This window comes from Neobacillus sp. B24 (assembly GCF_055381825.1).
In genome coordinates this window covers 465,620-482,392 of sequence record NZ_AP035777.1, presented here as the reverse complement: position 1 = coordinate 482,392, position 16,773 = coordinate 465,620, and the positions used below count along the sequence as shown (strand labels likewise).

At 39.3% G+C, this 16,773-nt stretch carries 10 protein-coding genes, 1 pseudogene and 1 CRISPR repeat array (1 of these 12 running past the window's edge); of the genes and pseudogenes, 2 read left to right on the top strand and 9 right to left on the bottom strand.

Annotated elements, in window-relative coordinates:
- Nucleotides 1–3,101: a CRISPR direct-repeat array (repeat unit 32 nt; unit sequence ATTTCAATCCACGCACTCACGAGGAGTGCGAC); it reaches 486 nt to the left of the window's first position.
- A gap of 169 nt (nucleotides 3,102–3,270) precedes the next feature.
- From cas2 to cas3, 7 genes and pseudogenes are all read right to left on the bottom strand, one after another.
- Entirely contained in the window at nucleotides 3,271–3,561 is a 291-nt protein-coding gene (gene cas2, locus ACZ43M_RS02380) for a CRISPR-associated endonuclease Cas2 (RefSeq protein ID WP_464505892.1), read from the bottom strand.
- Nucleotides 3,562–3,571: 10 nt separating this feature from the next.
- Nucleotides 3,572–4,599: pseudogene (gene cas1c, locus ACZ43M_RS02375) on the bottom strand (type I-C CRISPR-associated endonuclease Cas1c).
- Complete coding sequence (gene cas4, locus ACZ43M_RS02370; protein WP_464507924.1) at nucleotides 4,596–5,225, bottom strand: CRISPR-associated protein Cas4; 630 nt, start codon at nucleotides 5,223–5,225, stop codon at nucleotides 4,596–4,598. The pseudogene cas1c and the gene cas4 overlap by 4 nt, the downstream one beginning before the upstream one ends.
- Before the next feature lie 19 nt (nucleotides 5,226–5,244).
- Nucleotides 5,245–6,108 carry a type I-C CRISPR-associated protein Cas7/Csd2 gene (gene cas7c / locus ACZ43M_RS02365; RefSeq protein WP_464505891.1) on the bottom strand — a complete coding sequence of 288 codons (864 nt, stop codon included), beginning with the start codon at nucleotides 6,106–6,108 and terminating at the stop codon, nucleotides 5,245–5,247.
- Between the two features lie 16 nt (nucleotides 6,109–6,124).
- The gene (gene cas8c, locus ACZ43M_RS02360) at nucleotides 6,125–8,026 is read right to left on the bottom strand and encodes a type I-C CRISPR-associated protein Cas8c/Csd1 (protein ID WP_464505890.1); all 1,902 of its coding nucleotides are present in this window, start codon (nucleotides 8,024–8,026) and stop codon (nucleotides 6,125–6,127) included.
- Nucleotides 8,023–8,742, bottom strand: a complete 720-nt coding sequence (gene cas5c / locus ACZ43M_RS02355; RefSeq protein ID WP_464505889.1) for a type I-C CRISPR-associated protein Cas5c — start codon at nucleotides 8,740–8,742, stop codon at nucleotides 8,023–8,025. Before cas5c ends, cas8c begins: the two co-directional genes overlap by 4 nt.
- Before the next feature lie 181 nt (nucleotides 8,743–8,923).
- Entirely contained in the window at nucleotides 8,924–11,353 is a 2,430-nt protein-coding gene (gene cas3 / locus ACZ43M_RS02350) for a CRISPR-associated helicase Cas3' (protein WP_464505888.1), read from the bottom strand.
- 420 nt (nucleotides 11,354–11,773) lie between these two features.
- Here cas3 and brnQ point away from each other — a divergent pair, with 420 nt between their 5' ends.
- Nucleotides 11,774–13,144, top strand: a complete 1,371-nt coding sequence (brnQ, locus tag ACZ43M_RS02345) for a branched-chain amino acid transport system II carrier protein (protein WP_464505887.1) — start codon at nucleotides 11,774–11,776, stop codon at nucleotides 13,142–13,144.
- A gap of 68 nt (nucleotides 13,145–13,212) precedes the next feature.
- Here the strand turns inward: brnQ and ACZ43M_RS02340 are convergent, their stop codons facing one another.
- Nucleotides 13,213–13,803, bottom strand: coding sequence for a vWA domain-containing protein (locus tag ACZ43M_RS02340; protein WP_464505886.1), 591 nt, complete (start codon nucleotides 13,801–13,803; stop codon nucleotides 13,213–13,215).
- 92 nt (nucleotides 13,804–13,895) lie between these two features.
- On the opposite strand from ACZ43M_RS02340, the gene ACZ43M_RS02335 reads away from it, so the two are divergent.
- The gene (locus ACZ43M_RS02335) at nucleotides 13,896–14,384 is read left to right on the top strand and encodes a hypothetical protein (RefSeq protein WP_464505885.1); all 489 of its coding nucleotides are present in this window, start codon (nucleotides 13,896–13,898) and stop codon (nucleotides 14,382–14,384) included.
- A 95-nt stretch (nucleotides 14,385–14,479) separates the two neighbouring features.
- Here ACZ43M_RS02335 and ACZ43M_RS02330 read toward each other — a convergent pair whose 3' ends face one another.
- On the bottom strand, nucleotides 14,480–16,627 hold the full coding sequence (locus ACZ43M_RS02330; protein ID WP_464505884.1) for a sensor domain-containing protein: 2,148 nt from the start codon (nucleotides 16,625–16,627) through the stop codon (nucleotides 14,480–14,482).
- Between the last annotated feature and the right edge of the window lie 146 nt (nucleotides 16,628–16,773).

Sequence of the window (16,773 nt, the reverse complement as noted above, 5' to 3'; positions counted from 1 at the left end):
GAGTGCGACGGCTTGAGTTGCGGGATGTGCTTTCCCAGCAGAGTATTTCAATCCACGCACTCACGAGGAGTGCGACTATATCGGTGTGTGTTCGATTATAAGGACGAGAGATTTCAATCCACGCACTCACGAGGAGTGCGACTCCTTACTACTCTTCAATCCCGTATTCGTCACCATTTCAATCCACGCACTCACGAGGAGTGCGACCATGACGCAATTCCTTATTAGTTTTGCAATATATTTCAATCCACGCACTCACGAGGAGTGCGACGATGATGTCTCCAGGTATCACCGCTAGGATGCACATTTCAATCCACGCACTCACGAGGAGTGCGACGTGCATCCTCGAAGATGTGGATTTTTGGTGGGATATTTCAATCCACGCACTCACGAGGAGTGCGACCTGCCGATCACCCAAGGCCTCACTGTCTAAATTATTTCAATCCACGCACTCACGAGGAGTGCGACGACGAAAAGATACGCCTAATCCAAGCTATGCCTATTTCAATCCACGCACTCACGAGGAGTGCGACGATGATATCCCCAGGAATGACAGCAAGGATGCAGATTTCAATCCACGCACTCACGAGGAGTGCGACACAAGGATATTTGTTTTATTTAGCCAATATCTAATTTCAATCCACGCACTCACGAGGAGTGCGACGAGCAAATGACAGTACTTTCCAAAGTCGTGATACAATTTCAATCCACGCACTCACGAGGAGTGCGACAAACCCAACGCTCAAGCTACCCGCTGGAATCCGATTTCAATCCACGCACTCACGAGGAGTGCGACCTTAATATATTCCAAAGACAAATTAGTCTTATAATTTCAATCCACGCACTCACGAGGAGTGCGACCTGCCAGACACTTTCGGGAATTTGGTCTTTAGCAATTTCAATCCACGCACTCACGAGGAGTGCGACCCCCGCCGTTTCCGCATCCCAAATCGAAATATGCATTTCAATCCACGCACTCACGAGGAGTGCGACATTCAAAACGGTTGTTAGTAACGACTTTATAAAATATTTCAATCCACGCACTCACGAGGAGTGCGACCGAGTTGCTTTGCGTAATCATTGCGTTCAGCCTCATTTCAATCCACGCACTCACGAGGAGTGCGACAGTATGTCTATTTCTAATAATTCTGTATTGCGATTTCAATCCACGCACTCACGAGGAGTGCGACTGGTAACACCTTCCTAACTACTTTCGCTACAGAATTTCAATCCACGCACTCACGAGGAGTGCGACGGCCCGTGCTTCCTGGGAATCCGGCAAGACATTGATTTCAATCCACGCACTCACGAGGAGTGCGACAACTCTTGAATGCGTGCCTGTTCTTGTTGTTGCTATTTCAATCCACGCACTCACGAGGAGTGCGACGCAGCCAACAAAAGCCTGGAAGTATGCACAGCGTATTTCAATCCACGCACTCACGAGGAGTGCGACCAGGGGTTTCACTTAAGCAAAGATCGTGCCAGGTATTTCAATCCACGCACTCACGAGGAGTGCGACTCCCAACCGGGTGGACAGACTTAGAAGCCTAGGATTTCAATCCACGCACTCACGAGGAGTGCGACCCGACGCTACCGTCATTTTGGTTAATTCTTGCTGATTTCAATCCACGCACTCACGAGGAGTGCGACGCCAACCGAATAAAAGGAGGCTACACCATGACCATTTCAATCCACGCACTCACGAGGAGTGCGACTCATCTCCTTTATGACTTGGGCCTGTCCCAACAAATTTCAATCCACGCACTCACGAGGAGTGCGACTGTCATTGGATGCAATCCCGCTGTTTAATACATTGATTTCAATCCACGCACTCACGAGGAGTGCGACGGTGATCGGGTCCACAATTCAACCTCCTTCCTTATTTCAATCCACGCACTCACGAGGAGTGCGACGGGGTATCAATAATATTGGTGTAGCCTCTTTCCCGATTTCAATCCACGCACTCACGAGGAGTGCGACTCGTTTGGCTTTCTGCCACGCAATCCTACTTCCTCATTTCAATCCACGCACTCACGAGGAGTGCGACTACTCCAATAAAAAACTAGGAGTGATTGGGATATTTCAATCCACGCACTCACGAGGAGTGCGACATAAAAGGGAGGCAGCGCGGGAACTCCAGGAGCATTTCAATCCACGCACTCACGAGGAGTGCGACGGTTGCAGTTAAACCAAAACTTCGCACCTTCCACGATTTCAATCCACGCACTCACGAGGAGTGCGACCGATAGGTCTAAAGGAGCTTGTTACTTCCACTGATTTCAATCCACGCACTCACGAGGAGTGCGACCCGGAATTATTTAAGTTAGCTGAATTATTGGAAGTATTTCAATCCACGCACTCACGAGGAGTGCGACGATATCGCCCATTTCTTATTGAGCATCGGTTTAATTTCAATCCACGCACTCACGAGGAGTGCGACATCATTAGCAAATCCGTCATCAAAAATAAATGTATTTCAATCCACGCACTCACGAGGAGTGCGACCTTGGTGAAAAAGAAATTACTGATTTCCTTCGGATTTCAATCCACGCACTCACGAGGAGTGCGACCTCTTGTTTGTACATGATAATTTTTCATACCTTGTTATTTCAATCCACGCACTCACGAGGAGTGCGACTTTTTCTAATATAGTTTCAAAACTGATAAAGGGCATTTCAATCCACGCACTCACGAGGAGTGCGACTATTACCAAAGGCAATGTTGTTTTTCTAATTAGTTATTTCAATCCACGCACTCACGAGGAGTGCGACTAAAACACCTTCAAAATTCATCCGTGCGCCCGTATTTCAATCCACGCACTCACGAGGAGTGCGACCTTTTCTTGCCATTTTCTACTTTGTTGTAGCTTTATTTCAATCCACGCACTCACGAGGAGTGCGACATGAGTGTTGTACTGGAAATCATCAATTAAGTCATTTCAATCCACGCACTCACGAGGAGTGCGACCCTCTCATCCCTAAAAAGATGTACAACAACATTCAATTTCAATCCACGCACTCACGAGGAGTGCGACGGGTACCATTTATCAAATTCCGTAACAACGAGCAGATTTCAATCCACGCACTCACGAGGAGTGCGACAGCGATTTTCAATCAAAAAAAATACAAATAGCATATTTTTGATTCCGAATACCACTATTTTCTTTAGATAACTAAAGAACAAAAAACAAAATACTACAATGTTCAACATTAATAGATAAAAAATTTGGTGCGAAACCCACTGAGATTTTATGCGTGCTTAACCTTCGCACTAAAAAATCAACGGACTATCCAAATCAATAGATTCTTTTACCCCAACGTGTTCTACCTTCGTCTTATAATTATTACCCAACTGGTAAAACCTAAGACTGTCACGCTCTTTATCTATAATTTCTGTTAATCTCAGCTTTAATCCTGCAAATTGGGCTGCATCTACGTTACACTCAAAAACAGAATTTTGAACACGCTGGCCATAATTTTGACATTCTTTCGCAACCTTTCTAAGTCTCTTCTTTCCTCCAATACTAATTGTAGAAACGTCATAAGTAATTAAAACTAACAAAATGAAACACCTACTTCCATAAAAATGGCGGGTACTCATCCAGGTCATTACGTAAATAACGGGCTAATAATAAAGCTTGAGCGTGTGGTACTAATCCCCATTGTATTTTTTCTCCTAAATAAGGATGGGTAATCTTTTCCTGCTTTCTATTTTGCCAAGCGGTTAAGAATTTCTTCCGAGCATTATCAGTCATTATGACGGCCCCATTTTCTTTTTTTAGAAAATCATCCTTATTTACAACTTTTTTGTTGATTAATGATAAAACAAACCTATCAGCATAGACACCACGCAGTTCATAACATCTAAAGCTAATGACACCCGCCCTGGCCGATCACGATGCAAAAAACCGACATAGGCATCCAACCCTACCCCCTCCAATGCCGAGGCCATATCATTAGCTAATAAGGTGTAAGCAAAAGAAAGCATGGCATTTACATTATCCAACGGTGGTCTTCGGGAACGAGTGTGGAAATAAAAATCTCCCTTTTGCTGCAAAATCATTTGATTAAACAGTTTATTGTAACTAATAGCAGCCTGTCCCTCTAATCCTCTTAGTCTTTCTAAATCTTCACATTGTCTGACTTCTTTAATGAGTGAAGAAAGATGTTGTGAAATCTCTTTAAATTGAGAAATATCTACCCTTAATGGATAATCCCTTGTCATTCTTTCGATAATCCACTTATTATTATAAATTTTTCCTACAATAAAATTTCGGGCAATTTTTGACGAAAGGACTTCATCATCGGCCATACGATATTGCTTCTTCCTTAGAATAACATTACCCTTGCTTTTCCCAATTACCCTGGCAAGGAAACGCCCATTTATCGTAAAAAAGACTAACGAAATATTTCTTTCTGCACAATAGCCCATTAAGGCCGGGCTTGCTCCTGTATAGCCAAAAGATACAACCGCCTCAAGGTTATGAAGCGGCAGTCTTCCTATTTTCTCCTGTTCCTTTTGAAGAACAATATTATCACCATCTAATGATAAATAAACATCGGGTTGATTAATAAATAAAGTATTCAGCAATTTTTTCATTCAAGAATCTTCCCATCAATATAACTTTTTACGGACCGTTTATGCAATATTTCAGGTAAGCAAATATTTTGAAGGGAGCAACTATAACAAAAAGATCCAGTTTTAACTTTAGGCGTATATCTCCGTTTATAATAATCTTGCATTTCCATAACTATTGATCTTACTTTACCTTTTAAATCATCCGTCAACGGAATCTCAACTCTATGTTTTATTTCATCGTAAAACATGTATCCCTTGCTGACATCACAAAGAAGCATTTCCTCCAAACAAATAGCTTGAGCTGTCAATTGCAAAATATCTTCGTCATTTTTCTTGGGTTTCCCACGTTTATATTCGATAGGATAGGCAATATATTTTCCTTGAGCACCTTCTATTTCAACACCATTACTGTCTTCAATAAACTCTACCACGTCACATACACCCGTTATTTTCAACTCACTTGACTTTACAGGCATGGCACGAACTATGAGTTTATTGCCCCGTTTCTCTCGTATAAACGGCTGGTCCGCTTTTTGATGCAGATATTGTCCTTCAACAGTCCTTACATTTTCTTCCCATTGCTGTTCGATATGGATCAGTGCCCATTGCCGCTTACAAAATTGAAAGTGTTGAATCCCCGATAACATCAAATAATTATCTTCGTCATTAAATTCCGTCAATGACATCAACCCTTAATCCGTCTAGTTCTTTTAAGGTAATCGTATAATCTTCAAAGGCCTTTGGTTCCTCTGCCTCATGTTTAATTTCCAAAGAACGATGCACTTTAGCAGATGAATATTGCCCAATCTTAGAATTATGCTCCCACCAATAAACTTTGTGCACCTCCATACTTCCATCCGGTCTTGCAGAGGATGCATCATTTTCAAACAGGGTAACAAGTGCACGTTTCATTTTTACAGCATCTTCATTTGTAAATCCTGTTTTTTCTGCAAGTTGCGTATTTATACTGCCATAAAACACATAAAGTCCAAAGTCTACACGGTGTTTCATGCCCATTGTATCCGAACCTCGTTCCTTCCCTGGTTCAGAGTTTACACTTTTAGTTATTTGCATACTGGTAATGTCAATCGGGTCTACACTGGTTGCTGTATGAATGGAAACTGGCCCTCTTATTCCAACAGATACACCGGAACCGCTTCCAGAACTTTTAAAGGCAAAGACTTGGCCAAAACTGCGGACATCAATCCATTGTTCACATGCAATCTTGGCGAATTCGTCATTGGAGCTATTTTTCGACTTTAATATTTTCTCAAGTGCTGCATTTGACTCAGCCCGTTCTCTTAAACTTTTAAAATCATCTACTGCTCTATCATTAGATTGAACGAAAATAGATTCACCCATATCTTGGAGACGGTTTCTAATCTTTCTTTTTAAAGCAACATCTGAAATTTCACCATGTCCATCATAATTTTGTCTTGGGCGGTTCCCGTTTAACGGATCTCCATTAGGATTGGCCTTCGTTACTGATACTACAACAGCAAAATCAATTTTATGATCTAAAATAGTCATATAAATTCCTCCCCCTTTAAACTGAAGTTTCCTCTTTAGAATCTACTTTTTCCTTTTTCTGATATAATTCATGTCTTTGGCTATAAAAACCTAATAAGTATTTACCTGTTAAAGGTTTATTATTAAAATCTTCAAACTGGATTCTAGAAGCGACATCATCAATTAACCCGGATAAATAACGGGCTTTAGTACCGAGGCGCGCTTGATAAGGCTGCAGGCTTTCTTGAATGGTTTTCCACGTTCTAGCTGGATTTTTTGAATAGGAATTCATATATCTAATTGCATTTGTAGCTCTAGTTTCATCTGACCCCAATGCACGTCTTTCTAAAACATCGGCAATTGCTAACAAGCGGCCGAACAAATAATCACGGTCATTATTTTCCAAATTTAATGCCACATCATGTCCCTCCTTTTTATTTATTAAGGCACAAGTAATACTGAGGGTTTTCTCCCATTCCCACTTTTCCATTGATACCGGATTTGAAGCCCGATAAAGAGCACTCCTAATAATATCAAGAGGAATTTCTCTTTCATCAACAATACAAGGGAGCATCCGTTCCATTAATCCCTTTACTACTTTCTCATTTGCTCTTGGGCCGTATGCCGCAAACGCAATATCCTTTGTTGATGGGGCTCCATAAAAGTGAACATAGTCACCTTCTAAATTTCTTCGATAACGATGTAGCCATACACAGGTAGAGTGCCATTTTCCCAGTCTATTTAGATAAAGTTCCTTGTGCATATTTCGATAGTAAAGTACTGCCAAACGCCCTGTTGTAGCTGAATCCAATATTAGAATGTTGACTTTGGACTTGGTAGATAGATTATTCTTATATCCATCTAAAGCTTTACTTACTTCTTTAGCAAATTCTTGTCCGGTATAAACTATTTCCCTTTTCTCATCCTTCGGGGATAATGGTCCAAATGAGTAGATATCAAAGGAATCCTCTGATGGATTAGGGACATCAAGATCATCGTTCCCCCATACTAGGAAAACACGATTATCTATTGTTCTTCCCTGTCGGTTAATTAACCACTTTAGGGCATTATGTGCCTTTTGCGATACTTCATAACTAATGCTGGCAACTTCAGGACCTTTATTGAACCGTCCCCTAAATGTGAAACCACTAGTGTCATTAGCTGATATTAATTTCGCCTTGTCTGCGGCATTACGGATCTTGTTTGCGTGTTTATCGGTACTAGGAAGTCTTTTCCCCGTAATATAGCAAATATCCTCATCACCTAATAAGTCTTGATAATAACGAATGAATGATTTGTACATATCGATATCTTTCCATACCTTCTTTAAAACCCTATCAGGCGAATAAACATTAAATCTAACAAAAGCACTATCTTGACCCCCAGCGACAGCAGAAAAAATAGCAGGTTTTTCTCCATGTATAGCTTCATACTTTTTATCCCATGTTTCGATTAACTGACCATTGGCATCTAAAAATAATATTTTTTCTCTAACTAGATCTTCGATTAATTTTTTCTTGTTTATATAAGTATAAATACTTTTAACTTTTGGAGTTGCATACGGTGAGCGAGCCCATTCTCCCAATTGTGCAATATAATATGTAAATGGCTCTTCTTTTTTTATTTTTCCTCCATATGCGACAAAGTCTCCTGCCACGTAACATAATTTATCGTGGAGCGGATATGGGGCAATTTTAGATCCAGCCCTGTTAGCTGAGTCTTCCGTACAAGGAATTAATGTACTTGCATCATTTTTATCAATAACTATAGCGGAATGAAACTCGCCATCTTCAGTTATTTCCACTTCTATATGAGCATTTTGTGTAGTATGAGATATTGGCAAAAGGGTATATTCTTTCTCATTATGCTTTTTTTCAATTACCCCTACTTGGCCAATATTCGATTCATAGGTCTCATATAAATTTAGTAACCAACTCATTCGTTCACCCCCTCTTCTAATTGTTTCAACAACTCATCAACTGATTCAACATTAGTTGAATCAAAATGCTTAGAAGCCGTATTAGTGATTTTTCGAATTTGAGTGCATTTGTCCGGATGAATAAACTGAATCACACCATCCTTCATAACCGGATTCCATAACCTGACTTCCATTTCATTTCTTCCCGTTTCATCTGGATAATTAATTCCATGAATCATCGTTCCAAGATGAATCTCTCCATAATTATCATAGAATCCTTCACCTTCACCGAATACACACGGTTCCACATAACCTTGACATTCCCTGGTTCCAAGGAATATATCCCGTCTGCCCCCTGCATTTAGGGAACGCTTTAATATGTTATGGTGCTTGTGTTCATTCCGGTCAAAGGCCATATCGGGTCGATGAGGGTTGAATATGAAATGTGCACGGACCTGATATCGAACATCTTTTAAATAAGTGTAATTGGCAAGTGTATTTCCACCACTATATTCTATTGGCCGGATACCTTTTGACTCCATACGAATAGCATTCATGATACGAACTTCATCCACAACTATTAATAACGTTGGTTTCCAGTAAATCGATTCAACAATCCCCTTTAGCGCCTGATATGTTGGCACCTGGTAGGAAAGCTTTTCGCCGCCCATCTTTGTCAAAGGATCAGAGAACAGAGCATACCTTCCATAAACTTCAAATTCTATAGAGTTTCTCACTGATTTCACCTCCTTTTATTTCCACTTTTTATTTTGGTTTCCATAATATCCCTATAAGATTATATAATATGTGAAAATCAATTATTTTTACTCAATGTGATATAATAAAGTGTCGCTGTTAAATCGTGGATTGAAAAATATATTATATTATTTAAAAACCTATCTTAATTTAGATAGGTTTTTAAAACATTAGCGAATCTAAAACACTATCATTCTCAATATTGAGACCAAATTCATTACTATAGGCCCCTTCTTTAATGGCAAAGATTTTGCCGTCCAGGTAACTGACCAACCCTCCATTTTCCGCTAAGGTATCTAGTTCATTTTTGTAAAGGTTAACCGTATACTGCTGAGCCTTTCGTAATAATTTTGTCAGGTCACTTATGGTTGTATTGCCATTTAGCATCGCAATAACTTCTTTTCCTTCCTCATAAGGCACAATGACTGTTGTTGTATTATCTTCAATTACACGGAAGTGTTCTGCCGATGTTTTATAACTGTTAACTAAAAACAATGGCAATGGCTTACCTTCTTTTTGATAGTATTCAAGGTGATAATTTGATTTATCTTTATTAGCGGTCAACAACTCTGTCATATTCTTTTTTAATTTCGGTATGAAATAATTTAAATTTGATTCGAATTCTGTATAAAATTCTTGAAAATATCTCCCCATTGCTTGTTTTGATAGGATATCCCCACCATGACTCTTTTTATCTCGCCTCAAATCAATAAAAATTTTTCTTGCTATCTGTTTTCCAATATTTATTTCTTTTAAGCGATCCAGTTTTTCTTCCTCGTGATCAATTACATATACATTTTGGATATCATTTTCTCCATGCCGATTACATCTTCCCGCAGCCTGGGCAATCGAGTCCAAGCCAGCCAACGATCGAATCACACAATCAAAGCTGACATCCACACCAGCTTCAATTAATTGTGTACTTATACAGATAATTTTATTTCCCTCATTAAGTTGCTGTTTGATATCTCCCAAAATTCCAGTTCGGTGTGCTGCACACATGGAAGTACTTAAATGATATATTGGTATATCATTCTTTTGCTCTTTTAAGAGATTGTAAAGATTTTTTACAACTGATTTTGTATTTAAAATAACAAGAACACTTTGGATCACTTCCATTCTTGCACCTATAAACTCAGCCAATTTTTCATTATTAAAAGTTTCATCTGAGGCGCGATCAATAATATCAACCCTCTTAAAAGCCTCTACTACATTCTCCAAGTCCTCAACGATTTCTGCATCAGTTTCAATTTCCAATTTATGTTCAACAAAGTCCAAAGCCGGTTGAGTAGCTGTACAAAGCACAATACTTGCCTGTGCATATGTTTTTAAAAAATTTAAAGCCTGATTAAATACAGACACACATGAAATCGGTACTTTTTGTACCTCATCGAAAATAATCACCGATTCACCAAGATTATGGAGCCTTCTAATATTTCTGCTACCTTTGGCGTAGAAAACATTTAAAAATTGCACCATTGTGGTAAAAATTACAGGCGAATCCCAGTTATCCTTTGCCAGTTTCAATTTTTGTTGGATACTCATTCTTCCAGATTTATTTTCATCATTCACCTGCTCATCTTCAATAACATTGGAGTGATGTTCCAAAATATTGATATCATCCAATAATATTTTTCTAACCTCTTCAGCATTTTGTTCAATTATTGTCGTGTAGGGGACAACATAAATGATTCTTTTTTTATTAAATTGCTTTGCGTGTTTAAGCGCATATCTTAGACTGGCCAGTGTTTTTCCTCCACCAGTTGGAATGGATAAGGTGTAAATTCCTGATGGCTTCTCTGCAAATTTCTCACACTGGTCAGACATCTCACCTCTTAATAGATTAATTGGAGTCAGTACTTTCGCATGTTCTTTAAATGAATTGATTTTATTCATTAACCTTTGATAATAGCTATCAAACAACTTTTCATAATCCACATCAACATCATTACTTTTATTTTCCTCAAATAATCTTGTGTTGGTCCGATCCGCATCAATTAATGAACTAAAAATAAATTTAGTTAAGAACATTAACTGTATTCCCCAATTTTCTTTTGATTCTTTTGATAAATATTTTTCAAGTTCTCCTGCGGCTTTTGCTACATATTCTTGAAATTCAGTTTCGGACATTACTTTTTCAAAAAAGACTTTCTTGCTATTGTCGAATTCACCAAGATCTTTATCCTTAACCCTTCTTAAGTAATCTGACTCCAGTTCCGGACTCAAAAAATCTTGAAGGTAAGAATGATGAGAGAGAATAGCATTTCCAACAATTTCAGCAGCTATCGCTTGGTAAGGATTGATTATCTTACCTGTGTGAAATAATTCATATAAAAGTTTACCGCCAGCAGTGGAATGATCTACACTTCCCTTTTTTGGAGGAGCATCGGGATTATTCACAGCTTCAACTATGTATTGTCTAAACTCAACCGTATATTTACCTAAATCGTGCAGCATTCCAGCAAGTCCTGATAAATTCCTAATACCAAGCTTTTCACCATAAGATTCTGCTAAAACCTTAACATCTAACAAATGTTCCTCTACTGTTTGAATTTCCAGATCACTTTCACGAATATGGGCAATATATTCCAATGAAATCGCTCCTCAATAATCAATTGAAAAAAACATACAAAAAAGCAGAAGACACCTTAAAGATGGTAAACTTCTGCTTTTCACGGAGTTTTCATATAGGTAGATTGAGCTAGGTTATTTTTAACTTCCTTAATTATCATACTATAGTTCTATTATTGTAATTAAACTGGTAATTGTCAACGAAACTCATTATTCTTTTATTCTCTTTTCACACATTTGTCACAATTCCAGCTTTAGTATTTCAATAAGGACCCGAAACAAATACTACTTTTATAATGAATATTTAAGGCAACGGCAATTCACTTTAAAGCACATTACCAGCCCTTCAGCGATTCCAAATTCACAAAAAATATTGCATTTAAATTTTGCGAATAGTAAAATTGGTCTTTGTGAAATAGGAAACAAAGGAGCAAGTCGTACATGGACAATAAATTGCCATTTTCTAAATACTTTATTATTGGCGTTATGTTATTCGCCTTATTTTTTGGTGCCGGGAATCTGATCTTCCCTGCCTCACTCGGCCAATATGCTGGGTCAAATGTTTGGGTGGCAGTTGCAGGTTTTCTTTTGACAGGTATTGGCCTGCCATTTCTAGGAATCCTGGCGATGGGCGTATCTGGAACAAAGAACCTGCAGGAATTGGCAAGCCGGGTACATCCGCTTTATGGTGTCGTTTTTACAGCACTTCTTTATTTGACGATCGGGCCATTTTTTGCCGCGCCTCGGACAGGTGCCGTTGCCTATGATATCGGCGTTGCGCCTTTTTTAGGTGATAGCAGCGGACAAATTGGGCTTTTGATTTTTTCTTTCTTATTTTTTGCCATTACCATGATGTTTTCGTTAAACCCGGCCAAGTTGGTTGACTCAATCGGGAAAGTGCTCTCGCCAGCAATCATCATCTTAATTTTTGCATTACTGGTGATGGTAATTGTAAAACCAATGGGAGCAATCGGCGCACCTCATGAAACTTATGCAAACGGAGCATTTGTGAAAGGCTTTATGGAAGGATACAACACAATGGATGCTCTGGCATCGCTTGTCTTTGGCATTATCGTCATCCAGGCGATAATAGCGTTAGGAATAACCTCTACCCGTAGTATTCTTTCCGCATCCGCAAAATCCGGGATTGTGGCGATTGTCTTTCTTGGAATCATCTATGTTGGTGTAGCTTATTTAGGAGCGACAAGCACGGAAAGATTTGGTTTATTTGATACAGGAGGCCCCGTTCTCGAAAAAACGGCAGCCTATTATTTTGGGACCGCTGGAACCATCATGCTGTCGATTATTATCATTCTTGCCTGCCTGACAACAAGTATTGGCTTGATTACTTCGTGCGGAGAATATTTCCATACATTACTTCCAAAAGTTAGTTACAAAATGTGGGTAGCTTTCTTTTCTCTGGTTTCGTTAATTATTGCCAACTTTGGATTATCAAACATTATCCAGTTTTCGATTCCAGTACTCATGCTGCTGTATCCGCTGGCCATTGTGCTCATGCTGCTGACCTTCTTATCTAAGCTTTTTAAGCATTCGCAGCTGGTCTATGCTTCGGCAACAGCTATCACTTTTATGGTAAGTGTGATTGATGGTTTTAAAACCCTTTGTCAGCAGCTTGAATTGGATTATTTCCAATGGCTGACCCCAATTGTTGCTTTTTACGAACGGACTCTGCCTCTATATAACCAAGGGCTTGGCTGGCTTCTTCCAGCGTTGATAGCGATCATAATCAGTACAGCAATTGTTCTCTTAAAAAAATTCCTTCCTATTCCTTTCGGTGAAAAAACATCATAGCCTTTGTTGGCACAAAGAAACGCACTTTGAATTTGATTTCAAGTGCGTTTCATCTTTTATTGACACGATTACCGCTTGCCTTTTCTTCTTTCCGACACTGCTTCACTCACCATGTTGTACATAACTTCCACACCCTTTTCCGATGCTTCAAAGCTATAAGCATTTGCTGCATCAATTCCCAGGCTGTCAGCTTCCTCAGAGGCATCGATGTTAGCTCCTAAAAAGATAAACTCCCATTTATATTTTTCCTGCTGGTGCTTGATTAACTCTTTTACCTTTTTATAGGTAAATTCTTGGCTGGCATTTTCCATTCCGTCTGTTGTAATCACAAAGATTACCTTGCCCGGTCTGTCTTCCTCATTAGTTTTCGCCAACCGATAACCTACATCCAAGATGGTCTTCCCGGCCGCGTCCAACAGCGCTGTCATCCCTCTTACATAGTAATTTTCCTTAGTAAGCTTCGCCTTTTCAGCTTCAACTCCATTCCAAAGGATTTCATATTGGTCATCAAATAAAACCGCTGTAACCCGTGTGTCACCTTCCATCTCTGTTTGTTTTTCAATAAAGCCATTAAACCCGCCAATTGTATCACTCTCAAGCCCCGCCATCGAGCCGCTCCTATCAAGCAAAAATATAATTTCAGTCAAATTCCTGTTCATCTCTATCATCCTTTCGGTTTGTTTATACTATAATAATAGTTAAGTTCATCCATTATTTGGTCGCTTGTCAGGCGACATTTCGGAGGTTAATTATGCTGGACCAAAAGCTATTAATAGAGTTGCAGAAGTACTTAGACCTTCACCTGAACAGTTTAGTTTTTTCTAAAATGGAGGAGTGTGTTTCACAGGAAGCCTATAGCCTTGAGCTCCAAGACTATATAAAAAGTAAGCGCCAGCCGTCCTTTAACCAAACCTTGTTTAGCTTTATTGATAAAAATGGCGCTGCCGATTCGGAAATCTATAAAAAGGCCGGAATTGACCGCCGCCATTTTTCAAAAATCCGCACCAATCCGGACTATCGCCCGAGCAAAAATACAGTTGTTGCCCTGGCACTAGCACTTCAATTAAATAAAAAAAACACCGACAAGCTGTTAAGTGCTGCCGGTTACTCCTTGTCTGATAGCGATACGTTTGATTTAGTCATACAGTTTTGTGTTGAAAAAAGAATTTACGATATTCACGATGTCAATCAGGCATTGGATTACTTTAGTTTGAAGCCATTAATCGGTGTGTTAGCTTAACAAAAATTAAGGAACCTATGTCCTGGTGTTTGATAAGGAAAGCTAACCAAAAAAAGGTAACATTCCTCAAAGGATTGTTACCTTTTTTACCATAACTATGATGCACTTAATTGATTTGCCATTCTTGTAATCTCGTGATAGTTTTGCTTAATTTCTTCAATCGGCAATGGCCGGCTAAACAAATATCCTTGCACCTCATTGCAAAAATTCTGCTGAAGAAAATATAGCTGCTCCTCTGTCTCGACCCCTTCTGCATTAATTTCCATTTTCAGCTGATGGGCCATGGCAATGATTGTTTTTACGATGGTTGCGTTGTTAGCGTCTGTTAAACAGTCGCGAATAAATGAGCGATCAATTTTTAGTTTATCGATTGGAAATTGCTTTAAATAATGCAGCGAGCTATAGCCTGTGCCAAAGTCATCCAAGCTTATTCTTACGCCCAATTTTTTTAGTTCATTGACAATCATGAGGGCATGATGTGTATCAATCGTCATACTTTCGGTAATCTCAAGTTCCAAGCTTTCAGGAGATAATCCTGTTTCGCTTAAAACCTGGCCAACCATCTGGGTAAAATTCGGCTGAAAAAACTGCCGTAGTGACAAATTGACCGAGACAATCATCGGAGGAAACCCAGCCTTATTTAGTGCCTGTATCTCGGTACACGCCGTTCGCAGCACCCATTCCCCAATCGGGATAATCATGCCGGTCTCTTCCGCCAAAGGTATAAATTCCGCAGGCGAAATAATGCCCTTTTGGGGCTGATTCCAGCGAATCAAAGCCTCCACCCCAATCATTTCTCCTGAACCAATGCTTAACTTCGGCTGATAGTATAGGATAAACTCGTTCCGCTCCAGAGCCTTACGAAGGTCCTTTTCCATCTCCAGACGATTATTGGTTTGTTCCATTGTTTTCTTCTCGTAAAATTGGAAATTATTTTTCCCCATACGTTTGGCCTGATGCATTGCCAAATCAGCCTTCTTGATTAAGGTGGCAATATCCCCGCCGTCATACGGGTACTGACTAATTCCTATACTTGGAGTAATGTATATTTCATATTCATTTAACAAAAAGGATTCATTCAAACGAGAAAGAATTTGCTTCGCTGTATGTGAAGCGCTTTCTTGTTCAGAATTTGGAAGAAATACAATAAATTCATCTCCGCCAAGCCTGGCAAGGTAATTCTCGATACCTGCACATTCCTGAAGCCGCTCGGAAACCTTTTGCAGCAATAGGTCCCCAAGGTCATGACCAAGCGTATCATTAATCAATTTAAAGCGGTCTAAATCCAGGAAAAGAAGAGCGGCGTAATTCATTTTTTTATCCAACAAGGCGTTTTGAAATTGGGATGATAGCTGATAACGGTTTGGCAACCCTGTTAATGCATCATGGTAGGCCATGTGCCTAATCTTTTCTTCTGCCTTTTTTTGCTCAGTAATATCAATGACGCTGCCGATAATGGCTGGCATGCCTTGATAGATGGTTTGCGACCCATAGACTTCCATATAGATGATACTTTGATCTTTTCTTATCCCGCGATATCGAAACCGAACACCTTTAATTCCGCCCTGCAATCTTTTTGAGATATTTTCTTCAACAATCGAGACATCCTCGGGGTGGATATAATCAATGAGTTTAGAACCAATCGTTTCTTCATATGTATAGCCAAACCACTCCAATATTGGGGGATTCACATACACAAATTTTCCATTTTGGATGATATATATCCCTACTAAAGATTCCTCAACCAAGCTTCGATATTTGTATTCCGCTTCAATTAAAGCATTTTGGGCGTACTTGAATCGGGTTATATCTTTAAGAATCGCATAGGTACCAACAGTTTTTTTATCAATAATAATCGGAATACTTGTTACCTCTAATTCAATCCGCTTACCATCTTTACTAAAAATGGCTGTCTCATAGTTTGTGGAAGATCCATTAATTGACTCTTTAAAGTTCTTAAAAGTCTTGTTTAGCATTTCCGGAACAACGTAAGCAGAGAAGGGCTGTTTCAGCAGTTCATCCACCTTATAGCCATATGATTCTACTACATCATTGGCACTTGTCAGCCTGCCTTCCTTATCCAATGTTAAAATCATGTCGGGATTATAATGATAGAGAGACTGGTAGTATTGTTGACTCGTTTTTAGCTGCCTGGATTGTTTGGCAAATTTCCATGCTGCAAACAGAATGATTAAAATAAATGTTAAAGTGAATATTAGTCCTATTTCCATTTGCCACACCATTAACCACCTCCCGGTTAATGAAAATTTTACCACAGTAATCGAGCTATTTTGACATAATTTTTAAATTTTCTTTCAATTGCACATAAAAAAGAGACGGTAATGAATATCTTACCGCCTGCCTTTATTGTACAACCATAGCCACTACC

What these genes read in the sequence shown, in the direction of transcription:
- ACZ43M_RS02335 (WP_464505885.1), top strand. Translation starts at nt 13,896, where the DNA reads ATGCTGGACCAAAAGCTATTAATAGAGTTGCAGAAGTACTTAGACCTT.
- cas4 (WP_464507924.1), bottom strand. Translation starts at nt 5,225, where the DNA reads ATGTTATCGGGGATTCAACACTTTCAATTTTGTAAGCGGCAATGGGCA.
- cas7c (WP_464505891.1), bottom strand. Translation starts at nt 6,108, where the DNA reads ATGACTATTTTAGATCATAAAATTGATTTTGCTGTTGTAGTATCAGTA.
- ACZ43M_RS02340 (WP_464505886.1), bottom strand. Translation starts at nt 13,803, where the DNA reads ATGAACAGGAATTTGACTGAAATTATATTTTTGCTTGATAGGAGCGGC.
- cas8c (WP_464505890.1), bottom strand. Translation starts at nt 8,026, where the DNA reads ATGAGTTGGTTACTAAATTTATATGAGACCTATGAATCGAATATTGGC.
- brnQ (WP_464505887.1), top strand. Translation starts at nt 11,774, where the DNA reads ATGGACAATAAATTGCCATTTTCTAAATACTTTATTATTGGCGTTATG.
- ACZ43M_RS02330 (WP_464505884.1), bottom strand. Translation starts at nt 16,627, where the DNA reads ATGGTGTGGCAAATGGAAATAGGACTAATATTCACTTTAACATTTATT.